This is a genomic window from Carnobacterium iners (genome assembly GCF_900177385.1).
Taxonomy (GTDB): domain Bacteria; phylum Bacillota; class Bacilli; order Lactobacillales; family Carnobacteriaceae; genus Carnobacterium_A; species Carnobacterium_A iners.
In genome coordinates this window covers 1,048,451-1,070,644 of the sequence record NZ_FXBJ01000002.1, presented here as the reverse complement: position 1 = coordinate 1,070,644, position 22,194 = coordinate 1,048,451, and the positions used below count along the sequence as shown (strand labels likewise).

Below are 22,194 nucleotides of genomic sequence, written 5' to 3'. Positions count from 1 at the left end.
TAATGGCTACTATCTTTTTGTAACTCTTTTTCATTCCTTAATTTATTAGTAATAATTGTTTATTGGTTAATATTAATCTTGTTCGTTAGGATCGTTACGTGCATCATCGTGTGTTTCATGGACTGTACCCGCAACATGATCTGGTCCTGCATAGATTGTATACAACCTCAGCGGTTCATCGCCAGTGTTGATAATATTGTGCCACATATCAGCTGGTACGAAAATCGCATCATCATCTTTAACCTCTTGCTCAAAGTTTAAATTATCTTCTGTTGGACCCATCTTGCATAAACCATGTCCTTCTTCAATACGAATAAATTGGTCAATGCCATGATGCACTTCTAATCCAATATCATCATCAGATTGAATCGCCATCAATGTTACTTGTAATTTATCGCCTGTCCAGATAGTTGTCCGATAAGTATCATTTTTAACCGTTGCCTCTTCGATATCTACTACATAAGGGTTTTTTCCATTCTCTTTATCACTAAGTTTCATTTTTTCTATTCCTCCTAGTTTTAATAAATAGTTTTTTTGTAACGCTTACAATTTAAGTCTATTCCTAATGGATAGAAAAGCAAGAAATACACCTTACTTTTTAGAGTATCGTCTATTATTCACTCATAAGATAGCATATATTTATACAGAACAGACGACTTTTTAAGAAAGTTATCTCGACTTGTCCATTCTAGTATAAAAATAGCTAACTACTTTTAAAATTTATCCTGAGTTGTCCAAAATATATTAATAATAGACAACTGACCGAATATTCTTCTTAAACTTGTCCATTTGAATAAGTATTCCTTAAAGCAATGTCTATGTTAGAATAAATTGTATCTATTTTTAATGAAAATAAAGGAGGAAAATCAAAAATGAAAAGGTGCGACTGGTGTGAAGGAAATAATTTGCAAATAGAGTACCATGATAAAGAATGGGGTGTTCCAGTATACGAAGACCGCATTCATTTTGAATTCTTACTCTTAGAATCAATGCAATCAGGCTTAAGTTGGCAAACTATTTTAATGAAAAGAGAAAATTTTAGAGCAGCTTTTGACCAATTTGACTACAACTTAATTGCTCAATACGATGAATTAAAAATAGCAGCATTGCTTAAAAATGAAGGCATTATACGCTATCGAAAGAAAATTGAATCTGTCATAAATAATGCCCATGCCTTTATAGCTATTCAAAAAGAATTTGGTAGTTTTAATCAATATATTTGGCAATTTACAAACAGAAAAATAATTGTTAACCGTTACCAAGCATCTAAAGAAGTACCATCAAAAACTGAACTTTCTGATTTAATCAGTTATGACTTAAAGAAAAAAGGGTTTAAATTTTTAGGTTCTATAACGGTTTATGCCTATCTTCAAGCTGTTGGAATCATAGATAACCACTTAGATAGTTGCTTTAAAAAGGTATGATTATAAAATGAAAAAGGATTAAAAACTTCCTAAGAAAGTTTTCAATCCTTTTTCCATCTAATTTTTTAAGTCATTACTAAGAAGAGTAATGCTCCTATAACTGCGCCTATCATTGGTCCCACAATTGGAACCCATGAGTAACCCCAGTCAGAGTTACCCTTGTTTTTAATTGGTAAAAATTGGTGAGCGATTCTTGGTCCTAAATCACGAGCTGGGTTAATAGCGTAACCTGTTGCTCCACCTAGTGAAAGTCCGATTGAAACGATTAACAAGCCTACAACCACCGGGGTCATTCCATCTGCAAATGTGTATTGAGAGAATGATAATAAACCTAAAACTAAAACAATTGTGCCAATAACTTCTGTTATAACGTTAGCTGGATGATTTTTAATTGCTGGTCCAGTTGCGAATGTTCCTAAAATAGCTCCTTTGTCCTCTGTTGCTGCAAAATGATCTATATATGTTAACCAGACTAAAACGGCTCCAACTATCCCACCTGCTACTTGAGCAAGTATAAACGGTATGACTAGACCCCAACTAATGTTACCTGATATAGCCATTGCAAGAGTTACGGCTGGATTTATATGAGCTGGTCCCATAAACCCTGCAATATAAACCGCAATTGTTACAGCTGCACCCCAACCTAAAGCAATAACAATCCAACCGGAAGCTTCTGCTTTACTTTTTTTCAAGCAAACCGCCGCAACTACTCCGTCTCCTAACAGAACTAAGATTAATGTTCCTAAAAACTCACTGAAAATCTGTAATATATCTCCACTCATTTTTATCTCTCCCCTTTTAATTCAGTTAAGTCTGAGTTGTTAATTTCTTTGTTTAACGCAGTAATATAGTTAGATTTTTCTTCTTGAGTCCATTTAAGTCTATCCGCCATCGCTTCGATAACCGGTTCTTTCACTGCGTCTAAGCTATCACGCATAAACAATATATGATTCGTACGACGAGATAAAAAGTCAGCAGGCGTCAACGTCATTTCTTCATTCATGGCATAATCCAAACTTAAACTCTCACCTAATCCTAACCCTGGGAATGCTTTCATTTCTTTGGCTTTACTGAAGACTAGAGGTGCATTTGTACCATATAAATCAGCTAAATAGGTCGCTTCTTTTTCTGTTAAGCCTTTGTCTATTCCAGCTTCAACTAATTCAGCTAAGGTTTCTTCAACTTTTTGTGGATTCATTTTCCCACCTGAAACCTGATATGTTTTAGAATCGACTAGTGTATACTCTTTTTGAAATTCTGATTTCAGTAATTTTTGAATTAAAATTAGAGCACCTTCTGCCATTTTACGGTAATCTGTAATTTTCCCACCAGATAGTGTAATTAAACCATCTTCTTCACGAGTTAAATCGCTTCCTCGAGAAACAGCTGAAGGATTGTCTTCCCCTTCTGATAATTCACTTTCCAAACTACTTAAAACATCTTCTACTGCAAATCGATCAACCATTTTTTCTTTATACTTTGTAACAATATCAACGACTTTAGTAAAACTATCGTCTGTAATCTTTCCATTGTCGCCACCATTATAATCCGATCCACCATTTGTTGAAATCAATGGACGTAATCCAACCCAACTCGATTCAACGTCTGCTAGTGTAATGTTAGCTCCTGGATAACGGTAGTTAACACATTCTAATAGATAATCAACGTCTTCTTTTTCGACCATTGGATTCAAATAATCGCCTTGATAGTCTGTATCGGTTGTTCCAAAATACGTTTTATTCTCTCTAGGAACAACAAAGAACATGCGGCCATCATTCTTTCCAGTATCTAAATAAGTCGGTTGAGGAACGGGTAGTTTACTACTATTAACAACTAAATGAATTCCTTTTGTAGGTCTCATTTGAGGAATAACCTCTTTTGATTTATCTAACTGGCGAATTTGATCCACCCAAGGTCCTCCTGTATTGATAACAAGATTAGCTTTAATATCAAATACCTCATTTGTTACTAGGTCTTTAGCATTCACGCCTTCTATTTGGCCATCTTGATTATAAATAAATCCAATTGCTTTTACTCGACTAAGCATATGTCCACCATCAGCTGCTGCTTGTTTGACATTCTCAATAACTAGTCTTGCGTCATTACTTTTATAATCGAGATAAACGCCCCCACCGAGTAAACCATCTTTTTTCAAATAAGGTTGTCTTTTCAATACTTCTTCAGTCGTTAACGTGTAGTTTGCATATTTACTGCCCGTAACATTAGCAAGTTGATCATATAAATCCATTGCAACTTTAACAGAAAACATGTTGAAAGTAGAATTTGCTTCATCATAGATTGGTAAAAGCATTGGTGCTGGTTTTGGAATATGGGGTGCAATGCTTTGCACAACTGCTCGCTCTGTTACGGTATCGGATACTACCTCAACATCGAAAGTCTTTAAATAACGAATGCCGCCATGAACTAATTTTGTTGATCGAGAAGAGGTTCCTTCAGCAAAATCTTGCATCTCAATGAGTGCAGTTTTCATACCTGCTGCGCTTGCTTGAATTGCAACACCAGCACCGGTAATGCCGCCACCAATAATTAAAACATCTAATTGATTGGTTTTTATCTCTTTGATTGTTTTCTTTCTCGTTTCACTTGAAAAACTCATAATCTTCATTTCCTCCTTTTAGCTTAATGTTACTTTGAGGTAGGTTTAAAAGCTTGTGTAGCAGCAACAGCTTGTTTCCAACTGCTGTACAACTCTTCACGTTTTTCTGCTGGCATTGATGGTTCAAAAGCTTCGCCTGCTTCATAAAACTCTTTTAACTCATCTAAATCTTTCCAGAATCCAACGGCTAATCCAGCTAAGAAGGCTGCACCTAAAGCAGTTGTTTCCAAGTCACGCGGTCTTTGAACAGATGAATTCAAAATATCTGCTTGGAATTGTAGTAAATAATCGTTGTGAGCTGCTCCACCGTCAACTTTTAGTAATGGAATATCAATTCCTGTATCTTCTTTCATTGTGTCAATAACATCTCTAACTTGATAAGCAATAGATTGCAATGTTGCTTTGACAAAATCTGCTCTCGTTGTTCCACGAGTAATTCCAAAAATAGCGCCACGTGCTTTAGAATCCCAATAAGGTGCTCCCAAACCAGTAAAGGCTGGTACTACGAAAAGTTCGTCATCACTTGTTGACTCCATCGCAATTTTTTCTGTTTCGCTCGCATTTTTGATGATTTCTAATCCATCTCTTAACCATTGAATAGCAGAACCTGTTACAAAGACACTTCCTTCAATCGCATAGTAAACCTTGCCGTTAATCCCGTAACCAATCGTTGTTAGTAAGTTGTTTTTAGATAAAGTAGGGGTTTCTCCTGTATTCATTACAATAAATGAACCTGTACCATAAGTGTTTTTAACCATTCCGGGTTCAAAAGCCATTTGACCGAATAATGCAGCTTGTTGGTCTCCAGCCATTCCTGAGATGGGAACTTCTGCTCCATAAAAATGGAAACTACGTGTCATTCCGTAAACTTCAGAGTTTGAACAAGCTTTTGGTAACATGATTTTAGGTATATTCATCAAGTCTAAAATTTCTTGATCCCATTCTAAATCATGAATGTTAAACATCATTGTTCTACTTGCATTAGAATAGTCCGTAACGTGTGAACCGCCATCTGTTAATTTCCAAACTAGCCATGTATCAATTGTTCCAAAGAGCAACTCGCCTTTTTCAGCTCGTTCTTGTGCTCCTTCTACATGATCTAAAATCCAACGAACTTTCGTTGCTGAAAAATAAGCATCGATAATTAAACCTGTTTTTTTGTGGAAAAAATCTGCATAGCCATCTTCTCTTAATTGGTCAGCAATTGGTGAAGATTGGCGAGACTGCCATACAATCGCATTATAAATTGGTAAACCTGTTTTTTTATCCCAAACGACAGTTGTTTCACGTTGGTTTGTAATTCCGATACCTGCAATTTCAGTTGGTCGAATACCTGATTCAATAAATGCTCCAGCAATAACAGACTGAACTGAATTCCAAATTTCATTCGCACTATGTTCTACCCAGCCATCATTGGGAAAGAATTGTGTGAACTCTTTTTGAGAATTCCCTACATTTCTTCCATTCTTATCGTAAATAATTGCTCTTGAACTTGTTGTTCCTTGGTCAATCGACATAATATATTTTTTTTCTGTCATTTTTAAACCCTCCTATTTTTTGAAAGCGTATTCTTTCTATAAATCTATAATAGTCCTTTTTCTTCTTTAAATCCTCCCAAGTTTTTTACTTTCTTCTATTTCTTTTGAAAGTTTTCGCTGATAACCTTTTCATACCAAGCGATTAGCTCCCTTAAAAAAATAAAAATTTATTAATAAAAACTTTCTTCCCCTACTTTTTTTTAGTTTTTTCGTCTCTTTTCATCAAAAAGCCTATTTAACTATTCTTTGGGTAGACTTTAAAAAGATAGTTATTCTATTTCATTTTGTCCGCTTCTAGTACTAATCGACAGTACCCATTATAACTCCTCAATAAAACGTTATATTTTTAATTCATTAATGCAGAATTTAATTTGATTCAAATCAAATTTTGAAAAATACTCTGAAATAATATAAATTTCTGTTGCTCTCGTATAAAAACTAGAAGATAAATTTGTTGTAATAACCAAATCATAGGTATGGTGGTCGCGGTATTTTTCAACAGTAATTCCGATGACATTTTTTAAATTTAACATTAATGTTTGTGTGAATATTTCTGCATGTATCTCCATTAAGTCCAAATCAATTCCGATTAATAATTCTTTTGAAATATTAAAATCAGCAATAGCTAATACTGTTGAATAATCTAATAACGTCAGCCTTTGTAAGGAGCTCACTGAAGAACCTTTTTCATCGATTGTTTCTAGTGCCGTCTTTAGCAATTGTTCAGATAAAGTTTCTAGATTTTTCCCCCAAACTTCACTTTCTTTTGCGATGAAGTCTTTTGGGTCATTCATTTCGAGTGCTCCCTCAAAAAAATACAACGTACCATTAATTTGTGAAAGATAAAAAGTGACTTTTCTTTCTAGTGCAATGCTAGGTTTTGTTGGCAAATAATATAAAAGAATTGTTTCTCTTAAGAGAGTATCCACTAAAGCCGTTGGTGTTCTGCGACTACGAACCAAATCATAGTCAATAAAATCTTTTTCTGATAAAATCGATTGAGTCGTTAAGAAAATAAAATGAATCATACTTTCTTCTTCCTCTACTTCAATAGAATACCGACTAAAATAAAGCAGAATAAGTTGTCTTACTTGTTTATTTAAATAATCATTTTTATAAGGCTTCATCTTTTGCACCATATTTTTATAGGTTTTTTTTGGAATAGACGCTCTTTTTTTACTAATCGTAAACCATAAACTAATGCGCCTTCGACTGAGATCATTCATTTTAATGTCCAGTTCTTTTTCAAAGCCATTCATTAAAGTTTGATTTTGATTGGTCAATAGCACTTCTTGGTATTCTTCATAAGTCGTTAAAAACCAATAGACTTGAAAATAAAAATAGCGAATTTGTAATTCTTCTCCATAAATTTGCCCGTTTTTTATTTTAATATTAAATTCTTTGAGTAAACTATTTAATTCTTTTATCTTTCGAAACAAGGAGGATTCACTGATAGAAAAATCGCTAATAATCTTAATAATTGTGAACTCTTGGTATTTAAAAATATAATCAATCAATTGATATTTTAATGAGCGTTTCACGTAGTCTATGTAAACAGTTCTAATTGAAAAATGATTGCCTAAGAAAAGTTCCACAAAGACTCCATCTGAATCAACTTGACAATCTCCTTGGTATTCTTCTAAATAGTCTTTCATTTCTTCTAAATGATTCGCTAATGAGGCTTTAGTAATATTGAGCTCTTTACGCAGTTTTTCATAAGAAATCTTACCTCCTTCAAGAATCAATTTTTTTAAGATAGTCATTTGAAACACTTCTCTTTTTTCTAAAAAATCTTCTATTCTCATTTGCTTTACCTAATCCTTCATTAAGCCAAGTTTATTTGTTATATCATATACCGTACTCCATACGGGATGGAAAAAATAATCCTTTTGAGCAAGTTCCGTTACCGTCATCCCCATCTGAATCGCTAGAGATAAGGTATTGATTTTTTCTAAAATATTAGCTTTAGAAATAAATTGTGCTCCCAATATTTTCCCTGAAACAACATTATAAATCAATTTACCATTGATTGTTTGTTGATTTCTAAATAAAGAAACGGGTTGTGAAACATGAGTAACCGCAATTTTTTCGTCAAAGAAAATACTTTCAGCTTCCGTCATTCCCGTACTCGCAATATAATAGCCGAAAACCTTAGTCCCAATCGTTCGAGCTGAACCGATAAAAGGTGTTTGAGAGTTCACTAAATTATCCACAACAACGACACCTGTTCGAACGGCGTTATTTACTAAAGAAATATAAAAAGTCTCATTTGATAAACTAGACTGCATCTGAATCGTATCCCCAATTGCAAAAACGTTTTTCACTGAAGTTCGTAGATACTCATCCACAAAAACAGCTCCATCTTCATGGCGGCGGACTTCAGGATCAAGATAAGGAATATTTGGTTTTACACTTAATGCGAAAACTGCGCAATCGCTTTCAATACTCTGGTTTTGTGTTTTAAGAATTAAGGTCTCTTCACTTTCTTCAATTTCTTTTACCGTTTCGTTGAAATAAAAAATTACGCCTTGATTTTGCATTTCTTTTAAGACTGGTTCTATCATTTCTCGATCAAAATACTTTACTACTAGTCCATTCATACTTTCAATTAGTTGGACTTTCTTTTTTTGTTAATCAGAGAATCTGCCATTTCAAGCCCAATTTGCCCGCCACCAACTATTGTAAAAACTTGATTTTTATCAACTAACTCTAAAGCGGCTCTTGTTTTTTCAATTGTTTTATACTTTACTATTTTATTTGATTCCATTCCTTCAATTTGATAAGAATTTTGAACAGAGCCTGTCGCTAAGATTAGCTTATCGTAAGAAATAGTTACTAGTTGATCTAGTGTTTTATAGATTACTTGTTGACTATCTGTATCCATACTTTCAACTTTTGTATTTAAACTAACTTGAATATCTAACTGTTCCATTTCCTCTACTGTAATAAAGTAAGCCTCTTCTAAACTATCTATTTCACCATTTAATAAAGAATAGAGTGTGCCAGGAATAAAACCAATCCTTTCTTCCTTTTCTAATAGGATGATTGTTGCTTCTTTATATTTTTTACGAGCGGTTAGCGCAGCAGTTATCCCAGCAAACGAACCCCCTATAATGACAACCTTCATGGTATTCCTCCTTTAAACTATTCTTGATTCTAGTACTCTCTACGATCTTGATTAAACCATTGCCGTGTACTTAATTCTATTCTACCATTTATCGTCGTGTTAATTAACAGTGGTTATCCTTATATCGTAAATAGCTAAAAAAACTATTGCTTCATAATTTATTAAAGTAATTTTTTCTTGTTTTTTTAACTTTTATTTAGCATCACTTTATTAATTATACTGATGCTAAATATCTTTAAAACAATTGCTCACCCATTACATGCCTCATTCGTGCATATGCGTACGCGATAAATAACCAGTTTCGATTGTTGCCCGTTCTTTATTAGCCATATCAGTCTTTTGTTTTTTTAAGTGAAATCACTAGTGAAGTAAAATAAGATAAAAAGTTTCCATTTTCTTTTTATTACTTTTAAGATAACGTGAACTACATCGGCACTGAAATACCAATCTTCTGGGAACGCATTTAACTTACCTGTTTCACAAGAATACTTACAGGCAGTGGTTTAGGCTATTTGACCAAGGCATGTCCCATGCCAATGGATAGACTGTTTTTCGCCGCATTTATATCACGGTCGCCGTGTACGTAGTAGGCTGGGCGTGTCCACTCTCGAATAGCCAGAGCCCGTGCTTGCCGTCATCATGCACGCAGCTCGAGCAGACCTGTGAGGTCTTGTACGGGTTAATGACAATCCGTTCTTTACCGGACTTCACACATTTGTATTCCAGCATCTGACGGATGTCCCGCTAGGATTGAGCCGCAATACTGAGTACCAGATGATGGTTTTTCATCCTGTTAGCGGTGTGCAAGTCTTTCAGCACAATGACTTCAAAGTCCTGGACCAGTGCAGCCGTCAGTTTATGTAGGCGATCCGTCCGCTGGTTCTTTTCTTTTTGAAATACTTTTGCACGTTGTTGTTTTGCCTTTTGATAGTTTTTGGCTGCAGACAGCGTAATACCTTTCGCCTTCGCTAAATCTCCGCGACGAGAAACATGCTGTTCCCAGTACGTTTGTTTACCCGATAGGTGTTTATCGAATCGAATCGTAGCGACTTTATCCCCAGTAGACAAGACCATTAAATCAACGACACCCCTATCAATCCCAACGACCTGATTTGTCTGAATGGCGAAGACTTGGCTTTCCTTCCACAAGCAAACTGCACGCGAATGTGCCCGATGAGGTGAATATAAGGTGGCTTTTTTTGATTTTACCGTCGATTTTCTGACCGCAACGGAAGGGCACGAACCCAATTTTAGGCAACCAAAGGTAGCCGTTCTCGTAACGAATGGAGCCCTTAACGCTTTTTGCATTGTAGGATTGTCGGGCATGGTATTTGGCTTTGAATTGTGGATGCTTGAAGTGACCTTCATTCTTAAAAACCTTCTTAAACGCCCCCGTTAGATCCGTTAACACGTGTTAGAGACTGGTGGAATCCGACACTTTTAAAAAGACAGACTTCTGCTTTAATGTGGGCAGAAGATTATTCAGGTCGTACTCGCTCAACGTGGGCAGTGCGAGGGTATCATACCGTTCATTTCACATGCCCAAGAATTGATTCCACACAATACGTGCATTGCCAATGTTCTGCATTACTTGAGCTTGTTGGTCTGGCTTAAGGGTCCCCTTACCTTTGATGCCGATTAACATATATCGTTGCCTTCTCTTTATGTGGTATACTTATTCTATCACATATGAATGTTAAATAACACCGTTATAGCTTTCTGGAAAAGTCAAAGGAGCGTTACACATGTATACCAAAACACGGACAAATATTTACCGTACGACCTACCATCTGATCTGGGTAACCAAATACCGCAAAACCGTATTCACAACACCCGATCGCCGTCAGGCAATGAAGGCGTTCCTGCACGTGACGGCCGAAAATAACGACATCACCATACTGGAGAGTGAAGTCGTGGACGATCACGTTCATTTAGTTGTGTCTTTCCCACCGAACAAAGCCATCAGCTCAGTGATGAAGGCTTTAAAGGGAGCGTCCGCGCGTGACTGGTTCAAACAGTTCCCCGATACAAAAAAGGAACTATGGAAAGGCTCGTTATGGTCTCATAATTACTTTGTAAGCACCGTTGGGGATGTATCCAAAGAGGTCGTCATGCAGTATGTACAAAACCAACTAAAGGAATTCAATAGCGGGCGGTCGAGACGCGAGAAAACCCCTGATTGAAACTAAGAGTTTTCTCACAAGCGCCCCATATAAAGCTCATACAACTTAGATATAACCTATCCATCTTCAACAAATTAGATTTACACTGGAGTGAAAGTAATGAGTAAATTAGTCCTTATCGGTGGTGGTCACGCGCACCTTATATTTCTTCGCGAACTACTTACAACCTCTATTCCACATGAAATTGTTCTTATTTCTGCAGACCCTTATCAGTACTATTCAGGGATGTTTTCAGGATTTACAGAAGGGCTATATGAAATGGAAGATATCCGCGTTAACATCGAACAACTCTGTGACAGAGCTTCTGTAAAGTTTGTTGCGGACACTATCATTGGATTGAACCCTATAGACAAAACCATTGAAGGAAGCTCTGGTCATACCTATTCTTTTGATACGATTTCCATTAACATTGGATCCAGCATTTCTAAATTAGTTAACTCCACTGCTATCAAAAGTATTAAACCAAATTATAAGTTTGCTACTAGCATAGAAGCATTCCGATTAGGTGAACAGCCTGTAGTCATTGGAGGTGGGTCCGCAGGGGTTGAGCTAGCACTGTCTACAGCCGCTTGGAGAAAGACAAACAAGAAAGAAGCAAATGTAAAATTAATCAGTTCATCTCCGCTCCTTTCTTCTTATGGAAAAAAGGCATCTATAAAAATAAGACAAGTAGCAAAAAGAAAAGGATTAGAAGTTTTTGAGAATGAAAGAATCGAGCACCTCAATCAAAACTTTCTGATTACAGATAGAAATCATAATATTAAATGGAGTCATCTACTATCTTTAACCGGACCCGTTGCAAGTCCTCTATTTACAGAAAACGTTCTCCTCAGAGACGCTATCGGGTTTCTGCTTGTTAAGAATACCTTACAACACAAACAGTATCCTTTTATTTTTGGAGCTGGCGATTGTGCTACCGTAGAAGAGTATCCTTTACTGCCTAAGAACGGGGTTTATGCTGTGAGACAAGGCCAATTACTAACACAAAATTTAAAACGCTATTTAGAAAACCAGGATTTACTTCCTTTTATTCCACAGAAAAGATTTCTGTCCATCTTATCTACTGGCAACCAAGAAGGACTGCTTACCTATGGACCATTTTATTTACATGGGAAGATACCTTGGAGAATCAAGCACCATATCGACAAACGTTTTATAGATTCTTTTCGCTTCTAAACTTTTTTAAAAAAAGCGCTATTGAACTGTTCAATCAATAGGATCAATGGTGCTTTTTTTATAAAATAATTCGCTTTTTTACCTTCACCTAAACCATTGAATATATTTTTTAGATAGTTTCGGAAGAAAACCCGAGAATAGTTTCTCTCTCTAATATAAATCTGCTGTGCGTTGAATAGCCGCTGCATGATTAGGATACGGATAAACCATTTGAGAAAGATCTCCAATTTTATGATTTTGTGCGATTGCAAATACGATGGTTTGCATCCAATCACCCGCTCCTTTTCCAAATGCATGCGCACCTACTATCTTCCCTTTAGAGTTTGTCAGTATTTTGACAAGTCCTCTATCCTCATGGTCCGCTACAAAACGATCCACTTCTGCAAGAGGAATCTCATAAATAGAGACTGCTATCCTTTTTTCTTTTGCATCTTGTTCTGTTAAACCAATATGGAATATTTCAGGATCTGTATAGATAATCCAAGGTATTTGATCATATTTCATCTTTTTAGGGAATCCTAATACAGCATTTTGTACAGCGGTCTTTCCTTCTTCTCCCGCTACATGTGTAAACGGAAATTTACCATTCACATCTCCAATCGCATAAATAGTCGAAAGATTTGTTTGCAACTTTTCATTTGTCAAAATATGACCTCTTTCATCCATTTCAATACCTATTTTCTCTAATTGAAGTGAATCACTATTTGGGAGACGTCCCACTGCTACTAAAATTTCATCCACTGCTAGTTTTATCTGTTGACCATTTTTATCCACAATCACTATTTTTTTATCATTTTGAACCTCGACTTTTTTTACTTCTGCATTCAAGTAAAACGTTAATTCAGATTCAAGCACTTTTACTGCCGCTTTTTGAATTGTAGCATCTTCTGTACTCAAAAGAGAGTCTTTTTGTTCTACAACAGTAACAACCGATCCCAAACGAGCCATAGCCTGTGCTAACTCTAAGCCTATCGGTCCACCTCCAAGTACTAGCAATTCTTTTGGTAGAACTTCTTGTTGAAATAACGTTTCATTCGTCCAATATCCTGCTTCCTCTAGTCCCTCAATTTTTGGAACAAATGGTCTTGAACCGGTAGCAATGATGATCCGCTTCCCATAAATTTCAGTATCTTTTATCATAAAAGTATTTTCAGAAGTAAATTTACCATTTCCTCTATAGATATCTATTCCCATATTCAAAAAACGCTCATCACTATCCTGTTTTTGAATCGTTGAAACAGATGCTTGAACACGTTTTTTCACTTCTTTCATATCTACCTCTCCAGAAACATGGAGCCCTAATTTAGTGGCTTTATTTTTTGCTCTATAACTATCTTTCGCAGCTTGAATCAATGCTTTTGAAGGAACACATCCAACATGCAGACAATCGCCACCAAGATACTGTCCTTTTTCAACTAATGCTACTTTGGCTCCAAGAGAACTTGCCCCTGAAGCGACGGTTAAACCGCCCGCTCCTCCACCTATTACGATTACATCATATTTTTCCATCCTATTACCCGCCTTCCTACTTACTTAAAATCCGTCTTGCTTCCATTAGTCTTTGAATTGCCGTAACTAACTCAATCACGAAAAAGAGAAGAGTGACTCCAATCAAATAATTATTAAGAAGAATCATGAGTGAGAACAAGATGAATCCTTCTGTTCTTTCTGCGAGGCCTGCTTGATAGTAAAAAGTTTTCATCCCCTTTTTTTCTGATACCGCTCCTACTGTGAGAAAGATTGTCATCGACAGAATAATCGAAACACTGAGCAACAAAAGTGCCCCTTGCGCAGCTGGAAAGGCGAATGCTAGTCCTAGAATAACGTTGATCTCAACGATTCGATCAAACGTAATATCAAGTACCGTTCCCCAAAGTGAGGGTTTAGATAATCGCGCCATTGTTCCATCTACCGCATCAAGAAATCCAGAAATCCATAATACTAAAACAGCTATGAATGGTTGTTGTATGTAAACAAACACTCCTGAAGAAACACCTATAAAAAAAGCACCCCATGTTACGTGATTTGCACTCCATCCAACCTTCAAAAAGGTTCGTGCTACTTTTTCTATAGTCGGTTGAACATATTTTCTTGCGTGAGTATCCAGCATTTTTTTACTCCCCACTTTCATCTTTCATCTTTAATAGTTCGCGGATTTTTTTTTGGAATAAGGTTGGAATCAGCGTAATAACGACAAACAGTCCCCCTGCCAATGCTATCATACCTATATTAGATGACAATGCATTGGCCCCTAAAAAGGTATAAGCAAACGTACCTGGTATCATTCCAAGTACCGTTGCAACCATAAAGTCTCTTGTTTTTATTTTAGATAATCCTGCTGTATAGCTAACTAAATCAAATGGAAAGAGTGGAACTAGTCTCATTACCAACACAACGATAAAGCCTTTCTGTTCTAAAACATCTTTTAATTTCAAAACGCGATGACCTCCCTTTTTTTCTATCCATTTGCTCCCAAGTTGTCGTGAGACTAAAAAAGATAGATAGGCACCTACCGATGCACCGATGAGTGTTAAAAGAGTTCCGTATAAGGGTCCAAATGCAAGCCCTCCGGCTAACGATAAAACGGATGCTGGAAAAAGAATTAATGGCCGTACCGAATAAAGAAACACATAAACGAACGGTGCAATGACTCCCAATTCAATTATTTCACTTTGTATCGTTTCTGCTTCTATATTAAACGCGGTTTGATTTAAAAAGAATAGTATGAGTAAAAAAGCAAGAAAACTGAGTAAAATAAGCCCATCTTTTTTCTTCATATTTTCGCCCTTTCCAAGTAAGCAATTTGTTTTTCTTTTATATAAACGACGCTCCCTACAGAAGTCTTTTTGGATCCTTTCAAGGTTAATTTTTCTCCCGTATCTGATAACAGGATAACGCTATAGTACTCTCCTGCTTTATAAAAAATTTCGATTACTTCTGCCTGCCACGAAGTTTGTTCCCCTGCTCGTTTAGCCTTTATGAAGACTAGTTTATTCTCAGAAATAAACCGGCTTTCTCGCCAAATACCGCTTTGTAGAAATGCTGTGACATATGAATTGATGGGTGCATCATATAATTCACTTGGACTTGCCACTTGTTGCAATTTGTTCTCTCCAAGAATGGCCACGCGATCTCCTAGCGCCATTGCCTCTTCTAAATCATGGGTAACGAATAAAACAGTCATTTCTTCTTCTTTTAATAACTGTTTCATCCAGCGTCTTGTATCTTTCCTCAACTCAGGATCCAAATTAGAAAAAGGTTCATCTAAAAGAAGTACTTTTGGCTTCATCACTAACGACCTTGCTAAAGCTACACGCTGTTTTTGTCCTCCTGACAATTCATGAGGATAACGCTCTGTATAATCTTTTAATCCGACTTTTTCTAACATAGCAATTCCCATTTGATTGCGTTTTTTCTTTTTAACTTTAGCCATTTTCAGTCCAAAGGTTACATTTTCAAGCAAATTCAAATGCGGAAACAAGAGGGATTCTTGAAACAGGTAAACGACTGGACGTTCTTGTGGTGATATTCCACTCATCGAATAACCATCAATGATGATCTCTCCTGAATCATACTCTACTAACCCAGCTATCATTTTTAATAGTGTAGTTTTCCCAATTCCTGAAGGTCCAATCATAGAAACGATTTCTCCCTTTTGGATTGATAGTTGATCAATAGTTATAATTTTTTGATGCTCGTATATTTTTGATAAATTTATAAGTTTTATATAGGTCTTTTTCATAGCATCACCCGAATTTCTTTGGTAGTAAGATTTTTAATACTAATTCAATAATTACCCATATTCCAACTGGTACGATTGCAAATATTAACGAAAAACTAGCCATGATTGACTGATCTACTGATTGAAAGAAAGGGAAATATAGCAATGGCAAGGTCAATACATTCCCTCCTCCTATAAGAGCTGTTACAAAATACTGGCTTAATGAAACGACCGTAACGATAAAAACGACACTTCTCAAACTAGGTAAAAGCTGGGGCAAGTAAATTAAATAAAACGCCTTGAACGGTTTAGCTCCTAAAGATACCGCCAGCTCTCCTTGCTTTTTCCCAACCCTTTCAAAACCTGCTCGTAAAATCCTAATCGTATACGGTAACGTTAAAATAAGATGGATAAGAACAACACCAATCCAACGGTTCGCTATCCCTAAGCGTATAAACGTCAGATGAATCCCCATTGCTACAGCTAAAACTGGAACGAATAAAGGAGACAAAAGAAGTGTATCTATCGTTGCTTTTCCTTTAAATTCATAAAACGCTAAAGCATTCGCTGCTGGAATACCGATGATTACATTAAGCAATAACGCTAATAGGATGATACCTATTGAAGTAAGAATGGCCTCCAAAAGATAGGGTTGCTCAAGAAAAAGAACGCGCCACCCTTGAATGGAGATAGTCTTTGGTAGAATCATGCCGTACTCCCATTTACTCACAAAACTGGATAGAAATAAAAAAAGTGTAGGAAGTAAACTTAGAAAAGCTATGTTTAAAAAAGAAAAGTTAGAAAAGTGTCCTATTGACTCTATTTTTTTCCCATCATTTTGATTTTGATAAAGGTGTTTTCTACTCCTTCTTGTTATAAAAGATAAGATGCTAACAAAAAAAACGATAAAAGTAGTTACGATAACCATTGTGGCATATGCGTAAGGTTGTTTTTCCCAGTTTGTTCCAAAAAACCAATCGTAGCTTAATACGGAAATCATTTTAGGATAGGTAGCGCCTAACAAAGCTGGGACTTCATATGCTGCTAGTACAAAAGAAAAAATGATGAAAAAAGTTTCTAGCAACACCGGGAAGACATAAGGCCATTCAACGTATCTAAAAACAGCACCTTTTTTCCCTCCTAATGTAAAAACTAACTGCTTTTGAGAGTGAGATAATTGTTCATAAACGGGGAGTAGCATTAAAATAACGAATGGAACTCCCTTCCATATATAAGTTATCATTATTCCTAAACCAGCTGAATCCATAAATAAATTGGGAAAGTCTCCTGGCAGAGCTATTATTCCAAGTCCATTGAAAATGGTTGAAAAAAGCCCGGTTTGAGAAAATAAAAGATAAAGCATATAGCCCCAAACGAAATGCGGAAAGAGCATGGGTAACCAAGAAATCAACCTGGGAAAGCTCCGTTTTAATACAGGAAAAGCCGATCGAACGAGTACAAAACCAATTCCAAGTGATAATAGAGTAGATACCACTACGATTCGCAGACTAAAAAGAAAGGAGCTTTGAAATATTTCATCACTTAGCAGGGTTCGATAAATTTCTAGACTCAAGGAGCCACTCGATAAGATACTTTCTATAAAAACCATTAATAAACCGTATCCAACTAACAAAAGTGTCATCAAAATGGCAGGTCCAACTAATAGATAGGGTTTGTTTTTATCGTACCACTTCATTGATCCAATTCTCCTTCAGCCATGGTACATAGTTAGCATCAATTTCCGGTTGGGCAAACTCCTCTAAGATTTCTATCGGTATGACGGTCTTTCCCCTGTCAATCGCTTCAAATTGACTTTGTTCTTCTTTTGAAAGTTTGCGTATGTCCAATGATGTATTATCTCCCCAATAAGAAGAATCTAATTTTTTCAATTGTGCGTCTGGCGATAACAAAAAATTCGTAACGGTTAGCGCGCCTTCTTTATTCGGACTATTAAAGGGAATCGCTAAGAAATGAGTATTGCCAATGGATCCAGAATTTAAAATAAATGATCGAGTAGAGTCAGGAAAAATACCTTTTTCGACTAGTTTTTCCGCTCTCGCCTCGTTATAACCCATGGTAATAGCGACTTCCCCTTGACTAAACAAACGATCCAACTGTGTAAGATCATTTGGATATGTTTTTCCTTCTTGCCAAAGATAAGGTTTCACTTCGTTCAGAAAATCCCACATCTCTTGACTATTTTCTTTTGCAAATGTAGAATCGAATCCATTATCTAAAATCGTTTGCACATCCCCTACTGATTCGTAGAATAAATGCCGTAAAAAGGCATTCCCAGTGAAATCTGATGGATCAGGATACGTGAATTTACCAGGATTCTTTTTCACCCATTCTTTTAATTCTTCAAAAGTTTTGGGAGGGTCTGCCAGTTTATTTTGATCATAGTGAAAAACAAACTGAACTTTTCCCCAGGGAGCTTCCATTCCATCTACTTTTGTTCCAAAATCGTAAAGCACATCTAAAGCCTTTGTATTTACATAGTTTTTTACATTTGGAAGTTGGTTAGAAAACGGTCCAAATAATAATTCGTTTTTCTTAGCATTTTCAAAATTTTCTCCGTTTAGCCAAATCACATCTGTGGTTTCTTTCATTTGTTTGGCTTTTTTTTCGTTCAGTAATTTTCTTAATACTTCAGGTGACTCCATAGGTACTCGGCGAAGAGTGATCTCATGTCGTTCTCTTAACTGTGGTGTAACCCAATCATCAATGTATTGATTAATACCTTCGTCGCCTCCCCACATGTAAAGAGTTACAGTCGTTTCTTCCGCTTCTTTTTCAATCGTTTCCCAATTCTTTTGCATCACTTTTTCCGCTGATATTTCTGTTGTTTCTTTAGTATTTGAGCATGCTGACAAGAGAAATAGTACTGTCAGTCCGATTAATAAAAATCTACCTTTCCACATAGCCCTGTACTCCTTTATTAACAAATAATATCTTTCTATCTATAAACACGCTTACACTGACGACATTTACGTTCTAATATACCACGATAACGATAGAAGTTGTTAGTTAGACTTCTCCATTTTTTTAATATTCTGAAAAATACCTAGATCTTATGAAAATAATAAATAATAGAAAAATAGTTTACAATTCCAATAAAATGAACTATAGTTGACTAGTCAATGATGGACTGGTCAATATTGAACTAATTAGGTACAATTATCAATTCACTTGAAAGGAGGATATAGATGGAAATTAGAGAAATCAGTAAGCTTTTTTATAAAATAAAAATCTCAAACCAAGAAACGACTTCCTTTTTTGAAAAAGAAACAGGTTTTAGTTTAACTAGATTTGAAATGATGCTCTTTCTTAAAGAAAACGATAAATGTCTTCAATCTCAAATACAGTCAGAATTAAAAATAGATCGTTCTGCCGTTACTAGACACCTAAAAATATTGGAAGAAAAAAATTACGTTACGAGAGAACGAAACGAAGTAAATAATAGAGAGATTTTTGTTCGTATAACCGAAAAGGCAAAAACTGAATTAAACTCTTGTGAGAAAAAAAATAATGCTATGCTGCAACCGCTAAATATTTCACTTAATACCGAAGAAGCAGAACAGTTATCTTATTTGTTAAATAAACTAATCAATTAAACAGGAAGAGGTTTTAACTATGCAAAATAAATTAAAAAATAATGATTTTTCAGATATCGTCTTCGAAAGAAAATCTATTCGACTATACAATAAAGATGTTAAAATTTCCCAGGAAGAAATGCTAGAAATGATTCAAGAAGCAACTACTGCACCTTCTTCAGTAAATATGCAACCATGGCGCTTCGTTGTTGTTGAAAGTGAAGAAGAGAAACAAAAGTTAAAGCCACTTATTCGTTTTAACACTGCTCAAAATGATACCTCATCTGCAATGATTTTAATCTTTGGCGATATGGAATGTTACGAATATGGAGAAGAAATTTATGAGCAGGCCGTTCGAGAAAATAAAATGGCTTCTGAAGTAAGGGACCAACAATTAGCTGCAATTATTCCTTACTACAAGAACTTAACGAGACAAGAAATGAATGATATTGTAAAAATTGATTCGAGCTTAGCAGCTATGCAATTAATGCTAGTTGCCCGTAACCATGGATACGATACAAATGCTATTGGTGGATTCGAGTCTGATTTATTAGCAGCTGCATTTGATTTAGACAAAGTACGTTATGTACCTGTCATGATTTTATCTATTGGTGAATCAATAGATGCTGGGTATCAATCTGTTCGTTTAGATGCAGATGCATTAACAACATTTAAATAAAAGGGGTTCTATCTATGAAAATTATCAATGCTACTTTTTTTATAAAAGAGTATAAAAGAGACAAGTTTTTGGCTACTGTTACACCATTAATTGAAGCCACTTTACTAGAAGAAGGTTGCATAGGCTACCATCTTTACGAATCGTTTGAAGAGCCTAATCGATTTATTATGATAGAAAATCGGAAAAATCAAGCAGCTATTAATGCACATAACAAAAATCCGTTATTACTTGATTTATTTAATAAGCTGCCTACCTATAGTTCAAAACAACCGATTCTCACCATTTCTACTCTAGAAGAAAAATAAAATCAGAAACTTATTCCGTCTTAATGACTAGAAATCAACATTTCAATCTTTTTTAAGAGGATTAGATAGTGATTTATATATATTGTAACTGATCTGAATAAAATAAAACCAGTAATTAGGATTATAAACGATTCTAGTCATTGGTTCTATTTTGCCTTTCTTAAGATACTATCTTACTTTTTTTTAAAATTATCAAACCAACTATTTATGCAAGCATGACCTCTCTTAATTCTTTTTTCTTACTATTAATTAAACAAGATAATTTGTACTCCGTCTTTAAATAAACCGTAAATTAGATTGACGATTCATCAGTAATATGATAGTTTTATACCAATAACCTTTAACTTAAACCGAGAGTTTAAAAAGGATGCGCAAATTTGACTGTTTTTACGCCTTCCTTTAGGGGAAGGTGTATTTTTTTATGCAGTCTGCTCTCTTTTAACTATGTTCAGCGAGACAAAAAAGGAGGAATACGATGAAACACTTAATAGATTCAATGGATTTATCTATCGAAGAATTAGAAGAATTATTCACACTTTCAAAAGAGATTATGAAAGATGAAGATAAATACAGGTTGTCATGTGAAAAAAAACTTATGAGCACGTTATTTTACGAACCAAGCACCCGTACAAGATTTAGTTTTGAGGCTGCGATGCTAAGGCTTGGTGGAAAGGTTATTGGCTTTTCTGAAGCAAGTTCGAGTTCTGCTTCTAAAGGCGAGAGTCTTCCCGATACCATTCGCACAGTAGGCTCATATGTCGACTTAATCGTCATGAGACACCCCAAAGAAGGCGCTCCAAGGTATGCTTCTTTGACTTCAGATGTTCCCATCATAAATGCTGGAGATGGCGGACACCAGCACCCCACTCAAACCCTCACAGATCTTTTAACGATTATAGAAATCAAAGGGAAAATAGAAAACCAAACCATTGGAATATGTGGCGATCTAAAATTTGGACGAACCGTTCATTCTCTTATTAAGTCTCTTTCAAAATATGAAGGGATTAATTTTATTCTTATCTCACCACCTGAACTAAAAATACCAGAGTACATTAAAAAAGAAATCTTATTAAAAGAAGCTATTCCCTTTATAGAAGTTGAAACGCTAGAAGAAGTTATGGGCGACATTGATGTCCTTTATATGACTAGAGTTCAAAAAGAACGATTCTTTAATGAAGCAGACTACGTTAGATTAAAAGATACCTATATCTTGGACAACAAAAAGCTAATCTCTGCTAAAAAAGACTTAGCCATTCTACATCCTCTGCCTAGAGTGAATGAAATTAGTCCAGAAGTTGACTCTGATCCCAGAGCCGTTTATTTTAAACAAGCTAAATACGGGATGTACGTAAGAATGGCACTTATCATAAAAATGTTGGGGGCAATTTAATGCTTTATATTGACAGTATATCTAAAGGAATTGTTATAGATCATATCAGTCCAGGCCTTGGTTTCAGAATATTTCAATACTTAAAATTAGAAAAATCTGACTATACAGTTGCTTTGATTATAAATGCACCTAGCAAAAGAAAAGGTAAAAAAGATGTGATAAAAATTGAAAAGTATACTGATTTAGACTTAAGAATTATTGGCATAATCGATCCTGATGTAACAATTAATATCATACGAAACGAAAAAATTGTAGAGAAAATCCAACTTTCTCCTCCACAAAAAGTTGAAGGAGTTATTCAATGTAAAAACCCTAGATGTGTGACCTCAACAGAAGAAAATGTTGTTCAGTCTTTTAGCCTCTTAGATAAAAAAGAACTTAGCTACAACTGTGTCTATTGTGACCACATCTATAACTGGGAAATGTAATCGTTCAATCTAA

At 35.5% G+C, this 22,194-nt stretch carries 23 protein-coding genes; 8 read left to right on the top strand and 15 right to left on the bottom strand.

The window, feature by feature from the left end:
* Positions 1–72 precede the first annotated feature (72 nt).
* Complete coding sequence (locus tag B9Y54_RS05265; RefSeq protein ID WP_085559289.1) at positions 73–498, bottom strand: cupin domain-containing protein; 426 nt, start codon at positions 496–498, stop codon at positions 73–75.
* A 374-nt stretch (positions 499–872) separates the two neighbouring features.
* Here B9Y54_RS05265 and B9Y54_RS05260 point away from each other — a divergent pair, with 374 nt between their 5' ends.
* The gene (locus B9Y54_RS05260) at positions 873–1,424 is read left to right on the top strand and encodes a DNA-3-methyladenine glycosylase I (RefSeq protein WP_085559288.1); all 552 of its coding nucleotides are present in this window, start codon (positions 873–875) and stop codon (positions 1,422–1,424) included.
* Positions 1,425–1,489: 65 nt separating this feature from the next.
* On the opposite strand, the gene B9Y54_RS05255 is transcribed toward B9Y54_RS05260, so the two are convergent.
* The 8 genes from B9Y54_RS05255 to B9Y54_RS05225 all read right to left on the bottom strand — a co-directional run bounded on the left by B9Y54_RS05255 (position 1,490) and on the right by B9Y54_RS05225 (position 10,074).
* The gene (locus B9Y54_RS05255; RefSeq protein WP_085559287.1) at positions 1,490–2,206 is read right to left on the bottom strand and encodes an MIP/aquaporin family protein; all 717 of its coding nucleotides are present in this window, start codon (positions 2,204–2,206) and stop codon (positions 1,490–1,492) included.
* 2 nt (positions 2,207–2,208) lie between these two features.
* Positions 2,209–4,041 carry a type 1 glycerol-3-phosphate oxidase gene (glpO, locus tag B9Y54_RS05250; protein WP_085559286.1) on the bottom strand — a complete coding sequence of 611 codons (1,833 nt, stop codon included), beginning with the start codon at positions 4,039–4,041 and terminating at the stop codon, positions 2,209–2,211.
* Positions 4,042–4,070: 29 nt separating this feature from the next.
* Positions 4,071–5,579: a glycerol kinase GlpK gene (gene glpK / locus B9Y54_RS05245; RefSeq protein WP_085559285.1), complete on the bottom strand. Its 1,509-nt coding sequence runs from the start codon at positions 5,577–5,579 to the stop codon at positions 4,071–4,073.
* A 338-nt stretch (positions 5,580–5,917) separates the two neighbouring features.
* Positions 5,918–7,384 carry an AcpB/EbpR/MafR family transcriptional regulator gene (locus B9Y54_RS05240; protein WP_085559284.1) on the bottom strand — a complete coding sequence of 489 codons (1,467 nt, stop codon included), beginning with the start codon at positions 7,382–7,384 and terminating at the stop codon, positions 5,918–5,920.
* A gap of 9 nt (positions 7,385–7,393) precedes the next feature.
* On the bottom strand, positions 7,394–8,179 hold the full coding sequence (locus B9Y54_RS12935) for an FAD-dependent oxidoreductase (protein WP_268761827.1): 786 nt from the start codon (positions 8,177–8,179) through the stop codon (positions 7,394–7,396).
* A gap of 8 nt (positions 8,180–8,187) precedes the next feature.
* Positions 8,188–8,706 (bottom strand): NAD(P)/FAD-dependent oxidoreductase, encoded by a 519-nt coding sequence (locus tag B9Y54_RS12930; protein ID WP_268761826.1) that lies wholly within the window; start codon positions 8,704–8,706, stop codon positions 8,188–8,190.
* 561 nt (positions 8,707–9,267) lie between these two features.
* Entirely contained in the window at positions 9,268–9,435 is a 168-nt protein-coding gene (locus B9Y54_RS13180; protein ID WP_085559283.1) for a zinc ribbon domain-containing protein, read from the bottom strand.
* 15 nt (positions 9,436–9,450) lie between these two features.
* Positions 9,451–10,074 carry a transposase gene (locus tag B9Y54_RS05225; protein WP_085559282.1) on the bottom strand — a complete coding sequence of 208 codons (624 nt, stop codon included), beginning with the start codon at positions 10,072–10,074 and terminating at the stop codon, positions 9,451–9,453.
* Positions 10,075–10,451: 377 nt separating this feature from the next.
* On the opposite strand from B9Y54_RS05225, the gene tnpA reads away from it, so the two are divergent.
* The gene (gene tnpA, locus B9Y54_RS05220) at positions 10,452–10,889 is read left to right on the top strand and encodes an IS200/IS605 family transposase (protein WP_085559281.1); all 438 of its coding nucleotides are present in this window, start codon (positions 10,452–10,454) and stop codon (positions 10,887–10,889) included.
* Between the two features lie 99 nt (positions 10,890–10,988).
* Positions 10,989–12,065 (top strand): FAD-dependent oxidoreductase, encoded by a 1,077-nt coding sequence (locus B9Y54_RS05215; RefSeq protein WP_085559280.1) that lies wholly within the window; start codon positions 10,989–10,991, stop codon positions 12,063–12,065.
* Positions 12,066–12,215: 150 nt separating this feature from the next.
* On the opposite strand, the gene B9Y54_RS05210 is transcribed toward B9Y54_RS05215, so the two are convergent.
* The 6 genes from B9Y54_RS05210 to B9Y54_RS05185 are packed head-to-tail and all read right to left on the bottom strand — an operon-like array spanning position 12,216 to position 18,707.
* On the bottom strand, positions 12,216–13,574 hold the full coding sequence (locus B9Y54_RS05210) for a dihydrolipoyl dehydrogenase family protein (protein WP_200805359.1): 1,359 nt from the start codon (positions 13,572–13,574) through the stop codon (positions 12,216–12,218).
* Between the two features lie 16 nt (positions 13,575–13,590).
* A complete protein-coding gene (locus tag B9Y54_RS05205; protein ID WP_085559279.1) occupies positions 13,591–14,175 on the bottom strand; it encodes a CDP-alcohol phosphatidyltransferase family protein in 585 nt (194 codons plus the stop codon).
* Positions 14,176–14,179: 4 nt separating this feature from the next.
* Positions 14,180–14,842 (bottom strand): TVP38/TMEM64 family protein, encoded by a 663-nt coding sequence (locus tag B9Y54_RS05200; RefSeq protein WP_085559278.1) that lies wholly within the window; start codon positions 14,840–14,842, stop codon positions 14,180–14,182.
* A complete protein-coding gene (locus B9Y54_RS05195) occupies positions 14,839–15,807 on the bottom strand; it encodes an ABC transporter ATP-binding protein (protein ID WP_085559277.1) in 969 nt (322 codons plus the stop codon). The genes B9Y54_RS05200 and B9Y54_RS05195 overlap by 4 nt, the downstream gene beginning before the upstream one ends.
* Positions 15,808–15,811: 4 nt before the next feature.
* Positions 15,812–17,482, bottom strand: coding sequence for an ABC transporter permease (locus tag B9Y54_RS05190; RefSeq protein WP_085559276.1), 1,671 nt, complete (start codon positions 17,480–17,482; stop codon positions 15,812–15,814).
* Positions 17,466–18,707, bottom strand: a complete 1,242-nt coding sequence (locus B9Y54_RS05185; RefSeq protein ID WP_085559275.1) for an ABC transporter substrate-binding protein — start codon at positions 18,705–18,707, stop codon at positions 17,466–17,468. The genes B9Y54_RS05190 and B9Y54_RS05185 overlap by 17 nt, the downstream gene beginning before the upstream one ends.
* 285 nt (positions 18,708–18,992) lie before the next feature.
* Here B9Y54_RS05185 and B9Y54_RS05180 point away from each other — a divergent pair, with 285 nt between their 5' ends.
* The 5 genes from B9Y54_RS05180 to B9Y54_RS05160 all read left to right on the top strand — a co-directional run bounded on the left by B9Y54_RS05180 (position 18,993) and on the right by B9Y54_RS05160 (position 22,181).
* Positions 18,993–19,400: a MarR family winged helix-turn-helix transcriptional regulator gene (locus B9Y54_RS05180; RefSeq protein WP_085559274.1), complete on the top strand. Its 408-nt coding sequence runs from the start codon at positions 18,993–18,995 to the stop codon at positions 19,398–19,400.
* A 19-nt stretch (positions 19,401–19,419) separates the two neighbouring features.
* On the top strand, positions 19,420–20,058 hold the full coding sequence (locus B9Y54_RS05175) for a nitroreductase family protein (protein WP_085559273.1): 639 nt from the start codon (positions 19,420–19,422) through the stop codon (positions 20,056–20,058).
* A gap of 14 nt (positions 20,059–20,072) precedes the next feature.
* Complete coding sequence (locus tag B9Y54_RS05170; protein ID WP_085559272.1) at positions 20,073–20,363, top strand: putative quinol monooxygenase; 291 nt, start codon at positions 20,073–20,075, stop codon at positions 20,361–20,363.
* Between the two features lie 475 nt (positions 20,364–20,838).
* Positions 20,839–21,753, top strand: a complete 915-nt coding sequence (pyrB, locus tag B9Y54_RS05165) for an aspartate carbamoyltransferase (protein WP_085559271.1) — start codon at positions 20,839–20,841, stop codon at positions 21,751–21,753.
* A complete protein-coding gene (locus B9Y54_RS05160) occupies positions 21,753–22,181 on the top strand; it encodes an aspartate carbamoyltransferase regulatory subunit (protein WP_085559270.1) in 429 nt (142 codons plus the stop codon). The genes pyrB and B9Y54_RS05160 overlap by 1 nt, the downstream gene beginning before the upstream one ends.
* Positions 22,182–22,194 lie beyond the last annotated feature (13 nt).